Below are 17,307 nucleotides of genomic sequence, written 5' to 3'. Positions count from 1 at the left end.
AATCAGCGGCGGCGCCAGAAGCCCCCGCGTGAGGCCGACTTCGGCAGGTGCTGCTGCGCCTCGGCGACCAGTCGTGCGAGCTCAGGGTCGGTATGGTTCGTGTATCGCTCGGCGAGCCGCGCCCACGCCGCCGCGGCGTCCTGTGGGCGATTGAGTTCGCCTGCGAACACGACGGCGCTGTTCTTCAACGCCTTCGCCGCGCGGCGCTGCTGAGAGAGGGGCGAGTCGGCCGTCACCCGCGTGATGACGTGCGCATAGGCGGCCAGTGCCTCGTGTGGCTGAGACCCGTCGTCGATCACAACCGCATCGTTCCACGCCGCCTGCGAGCCCAGCTCCGTCAGGGCGGGGCTGGGGGCGTCGGCGGCGATCGTCATCACCTGCCGGAACGCGTGCCGGGCCATGGCGCGATCGGCCAGCCGGTTCACGGCGTTTCCGAACTGGAGCCAGGCCTGCGCCAGCAGCTCGGTCCCGACGCCGCCGTCGACGATCGCCGATTCGATGCTGAGCCGGGCGATCTCCGCGGCCCGCGCATACTCTCGCGCGTTCAGGAGGTCGACTGTCCAGTTCTGCAGGGCCGTGAGCCCCACGATGCGCGTGGCCGTATCTGACGACGGCTGTGCCTCATCAAACGTCTGCCGGTACAGGCGTTCCGCCTCGGCGGCCTCCCCACGAGCCGACGCAGCATCGGCATCATCGAGCAGGTTGCGGACCGCGCCGAAGATCTCGTCTCGTTCGCTGTAGTCACCGGTGCGCAGTTGCAGCGCCAGGCGATTGCGGTCGGTGGTGGCGCGGACGAAGTCTGGCACCTCGGTCGTGCACAGCGCGTGTGCGGCCTCGGCATCCACAAGGGCCAGCGCGTCATCACCGAGCTCGCTCACGGCGCGGGTGCGGGTGTTGAGCGCCATCACCATCAGCGTGCGGATCTCGGGGGTGACGGGAGCGGGGAAGCGCGCGAGGATGCGGGTGGCGCGCTCCCGCCGGGAGCGGGCATCCAGCTCGTTCCACGAACGTGCCAGGGCGAGGCCCGCGAGGTGCGCGATTTCATCCGACGGGGAGTGGGCGAGGTCGCGCCACATCGTTTCGCCCTCGCGGGCACCGCGATCGGGTGCGTGGAGGACCAGTGTGTCGACCAGGACCAGCCGCGCGTTCGCGATGGCGAGGCGGTGGTCATGATCGTGTGGCACGGCCATGTCGCCGATGTGCTCCAGCTCCTGGATGGCGACCTCCAGTTCGCCGGCGTCGCGGGCTGTGCGTGCCGCCTGTACTCGCGCGGACACCGCGGCCGCGAGCTCACCGGCGGCGGTTGCGTCGTCTGCGAGCTGCAGGTAGGTACGGCGGGCGAGGATGCTATCACCCTGCGCGGCCGCGTCGTCGGCCAGTCGTCGGCGCAGGCCCAGACGCCAGTACGGATCGTCCAGGCCCCGCCACGACAGCAGCGCGGTGACCACCGCGATCCGTTCGACCGGATCGTCGAGATCGTCCACGCGATCCAGCACCCGGGAGATGATGACCTCTCGATCTTCGTCGCTCGCGGAGGGGAAGCGTGCGGCGGCCCACGGCAGATAGCCGTCGAGGAAAGCGCGGGGCCGCCACCTGTGGAATGCGGGATTCCACAGGCGGTTGCCGAGGCGGGTGAGCTCCGGGGAGGAGTCGTCCCCGATCGCGGTGAGCAGGTGCAGGTATGCCGGGATCGGGCTGTCGCCGGTGAGGTGCGCACGGGCGTTCTCGGCCCAGTACTGACCGAAGAGTCGCTCGCGTGTGCCGGCGTGCGGTGACGTGGCGATCTGTGCGGCACAGGAGGCGAGTTCCGCGTACGACTCCAGGTCATGCACCAGCGGGCAGAGCGAGAGGAGGACGGGCACAGCCTCCGCGGGAGGCGTGGACGCCAGGAGTTCGCGCAGCCGGTCAGCACCGTGGACCAGCGAGGAGACGTCGTCGTGGTCGATCGCGGACTCGATGAGTGCGATCCTCTGGTGAACCGTCATCCGGGGCCTCCTGTGTCTGTACCGACTTAAGCAGATTGCTCCTCGTCCTCGCTTGCGAGCCTAAGTTAGGTTAGCCTTACCTTATGCATAGCGCTCACGGAGATCATTTCATTCTGGCCGGGGTGGCCGGTGATGTGCCGGTGCTGAACCGGCTTCTCGCTGCGCTCCCCGAGGACGGCTACGGCCAGGTGTTCCTCGAAAGCACCGGGCCGATTCTCCTCCGCGGCTGGCCGGGTCCCGCCGGCATCATGCCGCTGTCGGTACGGCAGGACCTTGCCCCCGCGTCCGGTGGGCGGCTGCCGGGGCCGGGTGAAGTGCTCGCCGATGCGCTGCGGGCGTGGGCTGTCGAGTGGCTGCCTCCCGTCGGGCATCCGGATCCGCTCCCGTACACGCTGTGGATCGGCGCGGTGGGGTATCCGCCCGTCGACCGGTTCTGCGCCGAATTGCTGAGGGACTACCCCTGGCTCCACCTGCATCACGCCTCCATGGTCCCGAGCACGGAGGGCTGATCAGACGAGCGGGCTCGACGTGATCGCCGCGCTCAGCGCCTCCACGGCGGGGCGCGAGGCGGCCGGATCATCGAGGAGCGCGAACTCCAGTACGCCCAGCGGTGGCAATCGGAGTGCACCGTCCACCCGTTCCAGGTCGCCGGGCATCATCGTCGCCGGGAAGACCGCGACCCCGAGCGCCGCGCGCACGGCCGCCAGCACGCCCGTGATGTCGCGGACGGTGCAGGCCGTGCGCCAGCGGCGTCCGGCCTCCTCCAGAGCGTCGATGGCGGACTGGCGTGAGTGGCTGGGGCGTGGATAGGTCACCAGCGGGACCGGCTCCTCGGCGTCGAATCGCAGTGACGGGTGCGCACCCCAGATCAGTTGCTCCCGGCGCACCACGCGTCCATCCTCGATCCCCGGCTCACGACGCACATAGACCAGGTCGAGCCCTCCGGCCTTGAGGCGTCGCACCAGCGCGGCGGACTGACCGACCGTCACCTCCACGTCCACGCGCGGGTTGCGGCGCCGGAAGTCACGCAGGATCCCGGGCAGGTGCGTGAGGGCGAGGTCGTCGGCGGTGCCGAAACGGATGCGCGTGCGCTCCGCGGGCCGGCGAAGAACGCGTGCGCCTCGTCGAGGACCGCCAGTGCGCGGCGTGCGAACCCGAGCATCGCCTCGCCGTCGTCGGTGAGAGCCACGCTGCGCGTGTCACGCGCGACGAGCACGCGGTCCACCTGTTGCTCGAGCCGACGGATGCGGCCGCTCACGGTCGGCTGGCCCACGCCGAGCTGGCGACCGGCGGCAGAAAAGCTGCGCGTTTCGGCGACGGCGACGAAACACCGCAGCAGTTCGGGGTCGTACATCTGCTCCCTTTCATCACCAAACGTGATGACACATATCTACCTCATGTCGTTACGTGATGGAATGGGGCTGCGTACGGTGGAGGTCATGTCAGCTCCGACGGGCAGCTATCCCGGTGCGTACCCGATCACCGAACCGCTCCCCGTGCTGGCCGCCCGGCCCACGCTGCGCGCCACCTTCGCCTCCCTCACGGTGCCGAACTTCCGCTGGTACACCGGCGCGCTTGCGGCATCCTCCGCGGGCGGGTGGCTCGCGCGGATCGCGACCGACTGGCTCATGGTGGAGCTGACCGGGAACGTGGCGCTGATCTCCCTCGTGGTGACGTTCCAGCTGCTGCCGCCCATGCTTCTCGCACCGTGGGGCGGCGTCGTCGGGGACCGCTTCTCTGCGCGGCGCACCGTCATCGCCGTCCAGCTGCTGCTCGTCGGGGCGTTCCTCGCGCTCGCCATCCCCGCTGTGCTGGGCACGGCCTCGGTCGGCCTCATCATCCTCACGTCGCTGCTCGTCGGAATCAGCGCGGCGTTCGAAGGGCCGAGCCGGGCGGTGTTCGTCGTCGAGGTGGTGGGCACCCGGGGCCTGGCCAATGCGATGGGACTCAACGCGGCCGTTCAGCAGTGCGCGGGGATCATCGGCGCTGCGGTGGCCGGCATCGCGATCGCGGGGCTCGGCGCCGGCTGGGCCATGATCATCGGGGCGGTCGGCCCCGTGATCGGTGTGATCGGGCTGCTGCTCATCCGTCGCGACCGTCTGCATCCCGCCATCAAGGTGCGCGCCCAGCGCGGCCAGATCCGCGAGGCGATCCGTTACGTCCGTCGCAAGAACGACATCGGCGCCTCGCTCCTGCTGATCACGGTGCTCGCGCTGTTCGGTCTGACGGGGTCGGTGCTGTTCGGATGGGCCGCACGCGATGAGTTCGATCTGGGTTCGGCGGGCTACAGCCTCTTCCAGGCGATGGCAGCCCTCGGCGCGTTCATCGGGTCGCTGCTGGCGGCGCGGCGTCGGCGCCTGCGCATGCGTGACAACGCGCTGCTGCTTGCCGTGTCGGGCGCCATCTGGGCCGTCACGGGATTCGCCCCGACTCCTGCGCTCTTCATCGTGGCCATGGTGGCCGCGCTCATCACCCGGCTCATGTTCATGGTGGCCAACGATTCACTGACACAGCTGTCGACCAACGGCGCGATCCGCGCCCGCGTCGTGTCGCTCTACATGATGTGCGCCACCGGAGCCCAGGCGCTCGGCGCGGTGCTCACCGGCTGGTCGGTGGATGCGCTCGGCGGGCAGACCACGTTCCTCATCACCGGGCTCGTGCCGCTGGCGGTTGCGGGTAGCATCGCGGTCGCGGCGACCATCGGCCTGCGGCGACAGCGCGGCCCGCGCCCGCCGCACACGCCGCGGGTTCTCGCGGTCGACTGATCCCACGCTGCCTGTTCGCGCCGGATCCTCGCCGCGGAGTGATCCTCACATTCGTGTCTTCGTGTCTTCGTGTCTTCGTGTCTTCGTGTCGTCGCGTCTGGCGTCGCGTCCTTGCTGCGGACTGATCCGCTCGCGCCGCGTGTTCGCGTCTCGCTCCGCGTGTTCGCGTTTCGCTCTGCGTGCTTCGCGTCCGCGCCGCGCGCGGTGTCGCCCCCGCGGCTGCTTTCGTGCCTCCGTCGCACTTCGGGGGCTGCCGCGGTTCGTGATCCCGCGAGGCTTCCCGCTGTGGGCGAGAATCGCCGCGATGCATGGACTCTCACCCACAGACGGACGTCCCACGAGAGGGGAGAGGGGAGAAAGGCGAGCGAGGGGACGAAGGATGAGGGCGGTGGGAGGATGAGCGCATGACGCGGTGGCAGTGGGATGGACGGCACGTGCTGGTCACGGGGGGATCCGAGGGCATCGGGAACGCCGTCGCCACGGCGGCACGGGAACGCGGGGCTCGGGTGAGCATCCTGGGCCGCCGAGCCGAACCCCTGGCGTCCGCCGCAGCACGCATCGGTGCGCTCGCGGTTCGCGCCGACGTCACCGATTCCGGCGCCGTGAGCGCAGCCGTCGCGACGGCGATCGAGACGAACGGGCCGATCGACGTGCTCGTCCACTGCGCCGGCGCAGCGCTCCCGGGCCGGTTCCTCGAGGTGGCGGAGCAGGAGTTCGCCGATCAACTGCGGCTGAATCACCTCGGCACGGTGAACGTTCTGCGCGCCGTCCTCCCCGCGATGACCGAGCGCCGCGCGGGACGTGTGGTCGTCACGAGTTCCACCGCAGCCGTGCTCCCAGTGCCCGGGTACGCCGCCTACGGCGCAGCGAAGGCGGCCGTCGCGCTCCTCGCGGCCGTGGTCGGAGCCGAGGTGGAGTCGCGGGGCGTGCGCGTCGGCGTGCTGTATCCCCCGGACACGAAGACCCCGGGGTTCGACGCCGAGAACCTGCGCAAGCCCCCTGAGACCGCGGCGATCTCCGCCGGTATCGCTCCGCAGAGCCCGGAGCGTGTCGCGCGTATCGTGCTCCGTGGCGTGGAGCGGGGCTCGCGCACGATCACGGCCGATGCGCTCACCCGCGTGGTGCTGACGGTGCCGGGGATCGTGCTCCCGATGATGCGACCCGTCCTGGCCCGGATTGCTCGCCGCGCCATCGCGCGCGGCTGAGGGCACCTCACGCGCTCGCGCATCGTGGACGGGCCGTCGTTCAGGTGCGCGTGGTAACGTCGTGGGGTCTCCTCCGCGTTCGCGGATGATCCCCACACTTTGCCGGCCGCATTTGCGGGCCGGTTCCCGTGCGCCTGTCGCACGATGACACCCGTGCGATATCGCACGATGAAAGCAGATGATGACTTCCTCCTTCCTGGAGCTGGGCGTGCCCGCTCCGCTCGTGGACGTTCTGGCCGCTGACGGCAAGGCTTCGCCCTTCCCCATCCAGGCCGCGACGCTCCCTCATTCGCTCGCCGGCCGTGACATCCTCGGCCGCGGCCGCACGGGCAGCGGCAAGACGATCGCCTTCTCGCTGCCGCTGGTGGCTCGCCTGGCCGAGTCCCGCCGCCCGCGCACGCCCGGGCGTCCGCGCGGTCTGGTGCTGGCTCCCACGCGTGAGCTCGCCACCCAGATCGCCGCGACCCTGACGCCGCTCGCCGACGCCGTGGGCCTGCGCGTCATGACCGTCTTCGGCGGCGTGAGCCAGAAGCCGCAGGAGCAGAAGCTGCGTGCCGGCACCGATATCGTGGTGGCCTGCCCGGGTCGTCTTGAAGACCTGATGAAGCAGGGACACGTCGACCTCGGCAGCATCGAGGAGACTGTGCTGGACGAGGCCGACCACATGGCCGACTTGGGCTTCCTGCCGGGCGTCACCCGTATCCTCTCCGCAACGCCCGCGACTGCTCAGCGCCTGCTGTTCAGCGCGACGCTGGACAACGGGGTGGACAAGCTCGTCCGCCGCTTCATGTCCGACCCGGTTCGCGCCGAGGTCGACGAGCTGAGCGTGCCCGCCGGTGAGATGACGCACCGGGTGCTGCTCATCGCCGATGCCGAGGAGAAGACCCGGGTGGTGCGCGAGCTCGCCTCGGGCACGGGCCGTCGGATCCTCTTCATGCGTACCAAGCACCACGCGAAGAAACTGGCCAAGCAGCTGACCGCGGCCGGCATCCCCGCGGTGGATCTGCAGGGCAACCTGTCGCAGGGCGCCCGCGAGCGCAATCTGGCGGCCTTCTCCGCCGAGCCCGAGCAGGGTGGCGTGCGTGTGCTCGTCGCGACGGACGTGGCGGCGCGTGGCGTGCACGTCGACGACGTCGAGCTGGTCGTCCACGTCGATCCGCCCGCCGAGCACAAGGCGTACCTGCACCGTTCCGGTCGTACCGCTCGCGCCGGTGCCTCGGGCACGGTGGCGACGCTCGTCCTCCCGACGCAGAAGAAGGACGCCAGCGACGTCCTTCGAGCTGCGTCCATCCGCGTTCCGTTCGAGAACGCCGACGCGTCGTCGGCCGTCGTCGCAGAGCTGGTGGGCGAGAAGGCCGCGTATCGTGCCCCCGAGCCGGTGGCGCCGAAGCAGCCGCAGGGTAAGAAGAAGTCCGGTGGCCGCGCCGAATCCGCCGGCACGCGAACCGTCGCGGAAGCAGCGGCGGAGTCCGCGCGCGGCGGGTCCCGCCGAGGTGGCCGTGGTGGTCGCGGCCGCGGTCAGGGCGGCGACGCGCAGCGCACCGAGACCCCGGCCGGGCAGGGTGGTCGCGGCCAGTCTCGTCGGGGCCAGGGTGGCGATGCACGCCGCGGGCAGGCCGGGGAGTCCGGTCGCGGACAGGATGCCGGTCAGTCGCGTCGTGGTCAGAGCGGTGAAGCGCGTCGTGGCCAGGACAACGGGCATTCCCGCGCCGGCCAGGGTCGTGGCGGGAGCGCCGCTGGTCGCGGAGCCGGTCGTGGTGGTTCGTCCGGCGGTGCCGTGTACTCCACGTCGACGCCCGGCTCTGCCCCCTCGCGCCCCGTCGACGGCTCGCGCCGCGCGCAGCGTCCGGCCGGCGAGCCGCAGCGCACCGACGCACCGCGCCGCCGTCGCGCTTCGCGCCCGCAGGGCTGAGTCCCGCCCATCGATGTGACAGCGCCCCCACGGTTCTCCGTGGGGGTGCTGGTGTTGGTGGGGTGTGGTGCTGGTGTTGGTGGGGTGTGGTGCTGGTGTTGGTGGGGTGTGGTGCTGGCGTGGTGCGGCGTTGATGGCGGTGTGGCGTCGGTGCGGTGTTGGCGTGGTTTCGGCGTCGCCTGAGAACGGCGCGGAGGCGTGACGCCAAAGGAGGAGATTGTCGCCAGATGAGGACGTAGGCACCGATTTTGATGCGGATTTGGCGACAATCTCCTCCTTTCGGGACACCGTCGCCGCACCGTCGGCACCATTCGCGCTGTGGGCGGTGCGGGAGCAGGTCAGGGGCGGGGCTCGGGGCGGTGGACTCCGCGAGGACGATATCCCAGCGCGTCGGATGCGCCCAGAAGGTCGGCGAGGTACCAGACGATCGACAGCCACATCTCGGTGCCCTGCAAGCCGGGAGCGGACACTCCGGCGGCGGGCGACTCCGCGAAGGGGATCCCCGCTCCGTCTTGCCACATGCCGAGGGCCGCGTCGAGCAGCTGACGGGCGATCGCGGCGACCTCCGACGCCCGGTGACCGGTGCTGCGGGTAAGCCACAGCGGATGGGCCACGTCGAGCACGTTGCAGGCATTGAGGCGCCCGGCGGCGAAGAAGCGCTCATCCGTCACGTGGGTGAGAACGGTGTCCACGACCGCCGTCGGGTAGGGGAGCGGTCGCCCGTGCTGCGCGAATGTGCCGCGTGAGGCGCGATAGAACCCGTTGACGGGCTGCAGGAGTCCATCCGAATCGCGGGCCGATCCCCAGACGCCCGACACAGGATCCGCGATGCGCGCGAGCGCCCCGAACAACGCGTCCGACGTGCCGGCCGGGACCGTCCGCTCCCACACCAGCGCCGTGCCGTAGGCGTCGATCCACGCGCCGGCGCCCCAGGCGTTCAACTGCCAGGGAAGACCCTCGACCAGAGCAGGCACACGATCGGGCGTGAGGTCCGAGGCGAGTCGAAGTTCGTGGGGGAAAGAGGACCCCAGCAGGTCCAGCGCGTAGCCGACGGCGAGCACGTGGTACGCGGCATCCTCATCGGACCACGACGCAGGAAGCGGGACCCCGGCTGCATCGAGCGGCGGGACGGCACCCGTCGCCGCATCTTGCCAGCCCCGCAGCCGCTGTACCAGTGCATCACGATCGCTCTGTGGCGGCACGTCGCCCAGCAGCAGATCGGCGATCTCGATCGCGTCGCACCACGCGCGCACCGTCGGTGCGGTTCCGGGCCGGTCGACATATCGCTTCCCGTCCCACGCACGATCCAGCACGTCGCGGGCCTCTGCGCGGGCTCGGTTCGCGAACGCGGCCAGGCGGACCCGCAACGTCCCGTCACCCACAGCTTCGGCGGCGACGTGCTCCGTGCGGGCAGTTCCGAGGGCGCCCGATACTGACGCGGCTGATCCGTCCGAGGCGACGGCGGCTGCGAAGTCGGCGTGGCGTCGGGCCTCGACGCCGCCCGACTTTGACGTCTCGGCGAGGTCTGCGTTGTTCGATGGTGATGTTTCGGGGGTGTCAGCGCCGTCTGATGGTGATGTTTCGGGGGTGTCAGCGCTGTCTGATGGTGATGTTTCGGGGGCACCAACGCCGCCTGATGGTGACGTTTCCCTGAGGCGTGGGTCGCCCGATGGTGACGCCGCGGCGGGGTCTGTTCCGCTCGATGGCGACGACGCGGCGGGGTCTGCTCCGCTCGATGTCGACGTGTCGGCGGAATCCGACTCGCCCTCCGGTGCGATCCGCCACTTCAGGAATCGCGCCGGGTTGCCGCCGACGATCGCGCCGTCCGGTACGTCCTTCGTCACCACGGCACCTGCGGCGAGCACGCTTCGCGAACCGACCCGCACGCCGTCGAGCACCACCACGTGGGAGCCGATCCAGACGTCATCACCGATCTCGATGCCCCGCGACACCAGCGGCTGGCGGAAGAACTCGACCGTGGGATCGGCCATCGTGTGGTTGAAGCCGAGCAGTGATGTGTGCGCACCGATGCGGGTGGCATCGCCGATGCGGACGTCCCCGCGGATCACCGTGTAGGGGTTCACGCTGCAATCGCGACCGAGGGAGATCGTGCCCGTGATGTACGCGCCGGCCGCCACATAGGTGCGATCACCGAGCGACAGCGCCTCGCAGTCGACCGACGCGAGCGAGGACACGAACACGCCGGTTCCGAGATGCGTCTCAGGGCGCGCGGTGAGCTCCTCCTGCAGAAGGCGCTGGGTCTCGCGCGTCGAGGGACGAGCCTTCGCCGCGAACTCCCACGGCGAGTACTCGACCGGATCGATGCCGACGCCGCGCGGGGGGTGTGTGCCGACTGGGCCGCCGGTGGTGCGTGGGCCGACGGTGTCCTGGCTGGTGCGTGGGTTGACGGTGTCGCCGGTGGTGCGTGGGTCGACGGTGTCGTGGCTGATGCGTGGGTCGACGGTGTCGCCGGTGGTGCGTGGGTCGACGGTGTCGTGGCTGATGCGTGGGTCGACGGTGTCACCGGTGGTGTGTGCGCCGACGGTGTCGCCGCCGGTGGGGTATTCATCGGCGCCGCCGCCGGGGCGGGCGCCAGCGGGCGGCACAGCCGCGGGCTCGGTGGGGGTCATGATGCGCTCCCGTGGTTCGGTGGGGATCGGTGGCCTGCCGAGAGGCGGAACACCGCCGGATGGTCTCACCGAATGTCGGTGTGGAGTGCTGGCGGCGCAGTTTCTGAGACCGCTGGCCGGGGTGGTCTCAGAAACTGCGCCAAGGAGATTGCGGGAGTGCAGGTTATGAGACCAATTGGGGGTTGAAAGGGAGGGGAAGGTGAGGCCGCCGAGAGTCAGGCGGTGCGGGGCGGAGCCGTGGAGGCGCGGACCGACAGGGAGGGGCTGAGCTTGGCGCGCTCCACCGAGACGTCGGGCTCGGTGATGCGCCGATGCAGCAGGCCGACGGCGGTGCGTCCCACGGCCGTGCGCGGGGGAGCGACGGCGGTGAAGGCCGGCGTGAACATGCGCGCCACCTCGTCGTCGTAGGCGATGACGGACAGGTCCTCGGGTACGGAGATCCCGCGCGTCATGGCCACGTCCACGAACGCCAGCGCCTCGGGATCGGGGTGCACCAGCATGCCCGTGACGCCGTGCTCCAGTGCGTCGTCGAGGGTGGCGGCCACCACGGAGCTGAAGTCGGGGCTATTGCGGTCGGGAAGGTGTGCGGCCACGCCGGTCGAGTCCGGAAGTCCCAGCTCGCGGCACGCCTCCGACCATCCCGCGGCCACCTGCCCCGATGTGGGCGAAGACCGCGACAGCACGAGCGCGATGCGTTCGTGGCCGAGGCTTGCGAGGTGACGTGCGGCCAGCATGCCGCCGAGCGCGTGATCGCTGGATGCGGACTCCATGGGCGACCGATCGGGCCCGCGCCCCTCACGTTCCACGAGCACAGCGGGTACCGGCGCCCGGTGGAGCCACTCGAGCACCTCGTCGGCGTGCTCGGCCGCGGTGTTCGGTGCCACGATCAAGCCGACCACGCCGTCATCCTCCACCAGCCGTTCCAGAAGCGGACGTTCATCCTGCAGCTCGTAGGAGGCGCCGCGGATGAGCAGGCGATAGCCGAGGCGTTCCGCCTCCTGCTCGGCACCGCGGACGACGGTGGGCCAGTAGTAGTTCAGCGACGGCACGAGGATGCCGATGGCGTCGCGACCCGCGGCCGGCCGGATGCTCACCGGCGGCAGCGCCGCCGCCTCCGGAAGCTCGGACTCGTGCGCAGGGATCGCGCCGCCGTGCACGCGCAGCACCAGGCCGTCCACCTCGAGCTGCGCGAGGTCACGGCGCAGCGTGACGGGGGTGACGCCGAGCTCCTCGCTCAGCGAGGTCACCTTGACGATCCCGTCGCGCGCGAGCGCGGCGAGGATGTGCACCCGACGCTCGGGGGCCAGCATGCCGGACGACGGCTCTCTCATCGGACTTCCTCAGCTTCAGCTCGTACCAGTTCTACCGTGATCCGCGACTCGCCGTGGCTACCTGCGGGAATCTCGATTCGTGTCACGCTCTCACCCCACACCTCGCGCAGGAGCGGATCATCCAGCGTCCGCACGCTCAGTCGCGCCTCGCCGCCGCTCCAGCGCAGGCGGACATCGCCCGCGCCTTCGATCGGGGTGACGCACGCGCCGCCGGTCTCGAGCCGGACGGTTCCGGCCACCAGCAGGTGCTGCACCGCGGGGACACCGGGGGTCCAGGAATCGACGATGCTCACCGTACCGGTGGCGCGGTCCAGGGCAGCGGAGCGGACCCAGGATGACACCGTGCCCGGAGGGTAGGCGCCGGCCAGCTGCAGCGACATCGTCGAGGCGTCGTCCGACACGCGGGCATCGACGTCGGCGGCGGCGAACTGCGCACCGTGGTCCTGTTCGGCCCCGTCGATCACCGGCACGCTGTGCCATCCGCTCTGCATCGGCCACAGCGTGTACCGCTGCGGCGAGAAGGTCACGGCGGTGTAGGTCGGACGTCCCGCATCGATCAGGACGGGAACCCCGTCACGCGCGACGATGACCTCGCCGACGTCGTCGTGGTTGTGGTTCTCGTCGTTGTTCCCGCCCTTGACGGCGAGGGTGAGACCCGCCGCGGACCCCGCGGCACCGCGTGCCACCAGCACCTCGGTCGAGGGCCAGAACACGTCGCGGGGGAGAGGGGAGCCCAGGGATCGGGCATCTCGCCAGAGGGGATCGGTGATTCCGCGCAGCAGCCGGCCGAGTCCGCTGATCTCCGTCGCGGCCGGAGCCAGCGGGTCCCGGTGCGTCGCGGCGTGCGCTTGCGCCTCGTGGTCCCCGACCGCGCGTGCGGCGCGGTGCAGGGCGTGCCACGGCTGATCGAGCGTGGGGCGGGCCTGGCCGTCGGCCAGATTCAGATACCAGTCGCCGCCGAGGTGGCAACGGTGCGGGAAGGCGACCGTCTCGCGCAGCGCTCCGATCCGCTCTGTGAGCCGAGCACGACCGCCCGTGGCGTGTTCCAGCACGTCGAGCGCCTCCAGGGCCCGCAGCGCCCCGTTCCACCAGTAGGCGTATCCCTCGTCGATCGCGCCGTCCTCGGGAAGCGCGGACACGTATCGGTCCAGACCGTCCACGACCAGCTCGATCACCCGCGCGCGCATGTCCGGGTCGTCGTCGAGCAGCCGGAGCGCGGCCACCAGCACGTTGCCGTGGATCCACGGGTTCCAGTTGTGGGGTGGGCGTTCGAGGCCGATCCAGTGCCAGTCCTGGCGGCGAAGGAACGGTTCGAACACGCGCACCCACGACTCGTGGCGGATACGCGTGCGCAGGCCCGGGTAGCGCGCATCCAGCGCGTCGCCGAGGACGTGGTCCGCCCATGCCAGCTGTGCGACCAGCTCACCCGCGCCCAGATCCAGGAACGGATCGGTCACCGTCGCCAGGACGGCGCCATGGCGCTGACGGGTGTCGTCGTGAGCGGGCCAGCACCATGTGCTCTGCTCGCACAGCAGCCACAGACCGTCCGCGGCTTCGTCGAGCCACACGTCCGCGCCGGTCAGCGCGGCCGCGACCACGGCACGGCTCACGCGCTCCTGGCGGCGGAAGACCGCCCGCTCGTACTCCTCCCGATTGCCGTCGCGGTGATAGCGGGCGGCGTCGCGCGCGAGCGGAACCGGCCACGGTGTGCCCAGATCGGCGGTCGCCGAATCAAGCAGAGCAGCGCGGGTGGTCTCGTCGATACCGTCCCACACGTCGCGATCGGTCGCGGGGGCGACCGGAAGCGCGCTCGCAGCGGGCAGGAGGAGGTCCGTCAGCGATTCCGCGATCCCGAGCTCCGCCAGAGTGCGGGCGATCCGCCCGCGAAACGGCGGCCGGGTGGCGGAAGCCTGCGCTGCGTCGGTCATTCGAACTCCCAAGGACGGAGGTGCTGCGACGACACCGTCGCAGGAAGCGGTTGCTGATCATTCCGGAGACAAGTGAACATCGCCAAACGATCAAAAACGATCATACACTGCGTTGCAATGTTCGATTTGTATTGATAATCTCCGATTCAGATCACAATGATCGTGACCCGCCACACCCGATGAAGGAGCACCGTGGTTCCTCCCCCCGCCGCACCGACCGCAGCCGCCGGTTCATCCGACTGGACGCGTGACGAGTGGGTCGCGTTCGCCGATCGTCTCCTGGACGGAGCCCGTCGCCACGCGTCGCCGGGTGCGGGACGCATCACCCCTCCGGGTGCAGAGGGCGGCTACGGTCACGACGTCGACGGACTCGAGGGTTTCGCACGCACCTTCCTGCTGGCCGGCTTCCGCATCGCGGGCGCCCGCGGCGAAGGCGTGGACGATCTGATCGACTTCTATCGCCGCGGCATCATCACCGGCGTCGACCCGGACGCCCCCGACCGCTGGGTGCGTCCGGATGAGCACGACCAGGCAAAGGTGGAGGCGGCATCCCTCGCGCTGATCTTCGACCTCACCCGCGAGTGGATCTGGGACACCCTCGACGTCGTGACGCAGCAGCGCGTCATCGACTACCTCGCCGTCGTCGTGGGGGATGAGACCTACCCGCGCAACAACTGGCTGTGGTTCCGCATCGTGGTCGAGACCTTCCTGCGCTCCGTCGGCGGTCCGTGGTCGCAGGCCGACATCGATGCGGACCTCGCTCTGCACGACTCCTTCATCCGTGAGGACGGCTGGCTCTCCGACGGCGCCGAGCGCTCCTACGACCACTACGTGGGCTGGGCCCTGCACCTCTACCCGGTGCTCTGGGCGCGCATGGCCGGAGCTCGTGAGATCGGCGCCGACCGAGTGGACGCGGACATCGCACGCCTGGATCGCTTCCTGCAGGATGCCGTCACCCTCGTCGGTGCCGACGGCTCCCCGCTCATCCAGGGCCGCAGCCTCATCTACCGCTTCGCCGCCGCCGCTCCGTTCTGGATCGGCGCCATCGCCGAAGTCCCCTCGGTGTCGCCGGGGGCGCTGCGTCACGCGGCCGATCGCATCGTGCGCCATTTCGCCGACGCCGGTGCTCCGGACACGGATGACCTGCTCTCGATGGGATGGCACGACGAATGGCGCGACCTCGCGCAGTCGTACTCGGGTCCCGCCTCGCCGTACTGGGCGACCAAGGGTCTCGTGGGGCTCCTGCTTCCCGCTGACCACCCCGTGTGGACGGCCCCCGCCGAGCCCCTTCCCGCCGAGACCGGTGGCGACCTCCGCACCGTGCGCTCGGCCGGCTGGATCGTCTCCACCACTGCGGAGGACGGCATCGTCCGTGTGATCAACCACGGAGCGGACCACGCCACCGCGGGCGGCGAGCTCGTCGGGGATTCTCCGCTGTACACCCGCATCGGCTACTCCAGCGCCGTCTCGCCGCTGGCGAACCAGCGCGCGTGGATCGAGCCGCTGGAGCAGTCGGTGGCCCTGGTGGATGCCGCGGGCGCCGCCACGCACCGCGCTCCCATGGACCTGCGCCAGGTCCAGGTACAGGGGGAGACCGGCGTGGCCTCGTCGTCATGGACCGCGCACCTGCTGGGGGAGATCCCGCCGCAGCGCGCGCATGGGTCGGGTCTCGCCGGCGAGATGATCCCGGTCACCCGCATCGAGACGGTTTCGATCGTCCGCGGTCGCTGGGAGGCCCGTCTGGTGCGTGTCGAGGAGAGCGCGGGCTTCGAGCCCGGGGACTGGACTCTCCGCATCGGCGGCTGGGCCCTCGCCGGCACCGAGGTGCACCAGGTGTCCGAAGGAGCTGCCGCTTCCGCCATCCGCGGCGATCTCGTGTCGCGGATCGCCGATCCCGCCGGTGCCGCCACCGCAGCCGTCGTGCTGCGTGAGGACGCGAGCCCCCTGGGGCCGATCGCGGCCGTCCCCGTCCTCGAGTTCCCCGTGCGCCCCGGTGAATGGGTCACAGCGGTGCTCGACCTCACCCGCGACGACCAGCCGGCCGGCGCCCCTGCACACGTCCGGATCCCTGAATCCGGCAGCACCGTGACCGTGACCTGGCCCGATGGGGTCACCACCGACACGGAAATCGAAGACATCCGCATCGTCGCGTGACGAGGCGGAACCCCCGCGGATCCACCGGGTCCGTCTTGCAAAGGAGCAGCAACTCATGAACCGCAAGTTCGTAGCAGCAGCGGGACTGGCAACGGTCGCCGCACTCACCCTCGCCGGCTGCGCCGGCGGCGACTCGGGCAACGCCGGCAGCACCGGCGGCTCGGGCGAGTCGACCGAGGGTTCGTCGGGCAAGTCCGTCGCGCTCACGATGTCCGCCTGGAACATCTCCTCCACCCCGGAGTTCCAGACGCTCGTCGACGGCTTCGAGGCCGCCAACCCCGGCATCACGATCGAGCTCAAGGAGTACGACGCCGCCGAGTACAACACGCTCATCACCACCGACCTCGCCGCAGGCTCGGGCCCGGACATTATCACGCAGAAGGAGGTCAAGTACCTGACCACCTTCCAGGAGGGCGGTCAGCTGGCCGACGTCTCCGACGTGGAGCTGCCGGACGGCATCTCGGGCGCCGAGTCCTACAAGGTCGACGGCACCGCGTACGCCACCCCGTACCGCAACGACTCGTGGGTGCTCTTCTACAACAAGGCGCTGTTCGAGCAGGCGGGGGTTGCCACCCCCGACGGCACGTGGACCTGGGATGACTACCAGAAGGCCGCTGACGAACTGAACAAGGGCCTGACCGCTGCCGGCTCCTCTGCCAAGGCCGTCTACCAGCACCGCTGGCAGTCCACCGTCCAGGGCTTCGCGAACGCGCAGACCAAGGGCGCGGACATCCTCGAGGGCAAGATCGACCAGTTCGGTCCGTACTACGACCGGACGCTGGCGATGCAGTCCTCGGGCGACCAGATCGACTTCAACACGTCGTCCGCAAACCAGCTCACCTATCAGGGTGAGTTCGGTAAGCAGAACGCCGCCATGGAGCTCATGGGCACCTGGTTCGTCGCGACGCTGATCGCCCAGCAGGCCTCGGGCGATGCCGACGCCTTCGAGTGGGGCATCGCACCCGCACCGCAGGCCGACTCCTCCACTGCGGGCCTGGACAAGACCCCGGTGACCTTCGGTGACCCGACCGGCTTCGGCGTGAACGCCAACGCGGACGCCGAGAAGCAGGCCGCCGCCAAGAAGTTCCTGGCCTACGCCGCCAGCGAGGAGGCCGCCGTCTCCCTCGCCAAGATCGGCATCACGCCGGCGCTGGTGAACGACACCGTCGTGGACACGTACTTCGCGGCGGAGGGCGCCCCGACCGATGACCTCTCCAAGTTCGCGTTCTCGACCCACAAGGTGGTCGCCGAGAACCCGACCTCGCCGAAGACCGCCGCGATCCAGGGTGTCCTGAACGACATGCACTCCGCGATCCTCTCCGGCTCGACCACGGTCGAGAAGGGCCTCGCCGAGGCGAAGGACCGTCTGAAGAACGAGGTCGGCGTCGGCTGACGCC

Annotated in this window: 12 protein-coding genes; 6 read left to right on the top strand and 6 right to left on the bottom strand. The window is 70.3% G+C overall.

Going from position 1 to position 17,307, the window contains the following annotated elements; translation table 11 throughout:
- Window positions 1-2: 2 nt before the first annotated feature.
- Window positions 3-1,985 carry a hypothetical protein gene (locus tag LQ566_RS05765; RefSeq protein ID WP_231090651.1) on the bottom strand — a complete coding sequence of 661 codons (1,983 nt, stop codon included), beginning with the start codon at window positions 1,983-1,985 and terminating at the stop codon, window positions 3-5.
- 122 nt (window positions 1,986-2,107) lie between these two features.
- On the opposite strand from LQ566_RS05765, the gene LQ566_RS05760 reads away from it, so the two are divergent.
- Window positions 2,108-2,494: a hypothetical protein gene (locus LQ566_RS05760; RefSeq protein WP_231090650.1), complete on the top strand. Its 387-nt coding sequence runs from the start codon at window positions 2,108-2,110 to the stop codon at window positions 2,492-2,494.
- Here the strand turns inward: LQ566_RS05760 and LQ566_RS17630 are convergent, their stop codons facing one another.
- Window positions 2,495-3,019: a LysR substrate-binding domain-containing protein gene (locus tag LQ566_RS17630; RefSeq protein WP_308070757.1), complete on the bottom strand. Its 525-nt coding sequence runs from the start codon at window positions 3,017-3,019 to the stop codon at window positions 2,495-2,497.
- Window positions 2,971-3,339, bottom strand: coding sequence for a LysR family transcriptional regulator (locus tag LQ566_RS17625; protein ID WP_308070549.1), 369 nt, complete (start codon window positions 3,337-3,339; stop codon window positions 2,971-2,973). The genes LQ566_RS17630 and LQ566_RS17625 overlap by 49 nt, the downstream gene beginning before the upstream one ends.
- A gap of 85 nt (window positions 3,340-3,424) precedes the next feature.
- Here LQ566_RS17625 and LQ566_RS05750 point away from each other — a divergent pair, with 85 nt between their 5' ends.
- From LQ566_RS05750 to LQ566_RS05740, 3 genes are all read left to right on the top strand, one after another.
- Entirely contained in the window at window positions 3,425-4,750 is a 1,326-nt protein-coding gene (locus tag LQ566_RS05750) for an MFS transporter (RefSeq protein WP_231090649.1), read from the top strand.
- Between the two features lie 404 nt (window positions 4,751-5,154).
- Entirely contained in the window at window positions 5,155-5,955 is an 801-nt protein-coding gene (locus tag LQ566_RS05745) for an SDR family NAD(P)-dependent oxidoreductase (protein WP_231090648.1), read from the top strand.
- A 178-nt stretch (window positions 5,956-6,133) separates the two neighbouring features.
- Complete coding sequence (locus tag LQ566_RS05740) at window positions 6,134-7,867, top strand: DEAD/DEAH box helicase (RefSeq protein ID WP_231090647.1); 1,734 nt, start codon at window positions 6,134-6,136, stop codon at window positions 7,865-7,867.
- A 338-nt stretch (window positions 7,868-8,205) separates the two neighbouring features.
- On the opposite strand, the gene LQ566_RS05735 is transcribed toward LQ566_RS05740, so the two are convergent.
- The 3 genes from LQ566_RS05735 to LQ566_RS05725 all read right to left on the bottom strand — a co-directional run bounded on the left by LQ566_RS05735 (window position 8,206) and on the right by LQ566_RS05725 (window position 13,756).
- A complete protein-coding gene (locus LQ566_RS05735; RefSeq protein WP_231090646.1) occupies window positions 8,206-10,497 on the bottom strand; it encodes an acyltransferase in 2,292 nt (763 codons plus the stop codon).
- A gap of 215 nt (window positions 10,498-10,712) precedes the next feature.
- Complete coding sequence (locus LQ566_RS05730) at window positions 10,713-11,828, bottom strand: substrate-binding domain-containing protein (protein WP_231090645.1); 1,116 nt, start codon at window positions 11,826-11,828, stop codon at window positions 10,713-10,715.
- A complete protein-coding gene (locus LQ566_RS05725) occupies window positions 11,825-13,756 on the bottom strand; it encodes a heparinase II/III family protein (protein ID WP_231090644.1) in 1,932 nt (643 codons plus the stop codon). Before LQ566_RS05725 ends, LQ566_RS05730 begins: the two co-directional genes overlap by 4 nt.
- A 192-nt stretch (window positions 13,757-13,948) precedes the next feature.
- Here LQ566_RS05725 and LQ566_RS05720 point away from each other — a divergent pair, with 192 nt between their 5' ends.
- Window positions 13,949-15,910 carry a DUF2264 domain-containing protein gene (locus LQ566_RS05720; protein WP_231090643.1) on the top strand — a complete coding sequence of 654 codons (1,962 nt, stop codon included), beginning with the start codon at window positions 13,949-13,951 and terminating at the stop codon, window positions 15,908-15,910.
- Between the two features lie 55 nt (window positions 15,911-15,965).
- Complete coding sequence (locus tag LQ566_RS05715; protein ID WP_231090642.1) at window positions 15,966-17,303, top strand: extracellular solute-binding protein; 1,338 nt, start codon at window positions 15,966-15,968, stop codon at window positions 17,301-17,303.
- Window positions 17,304-17,307: the final 4 nt, after the last annotated feature.

Origin of the sequence: Microbacterium nymphoidis (genome assembly GCF_021044885.1) — a bacterium.
GTDB lineage: Bacteria > Actinomycetota > Actinomycetes > Actinomycetales > Microbacteriaceae > Microbacterium > Microbacterium nymphoidis.
This window is presented reverse-complemented; position numbering and strand designations above follow the sequence as displayed.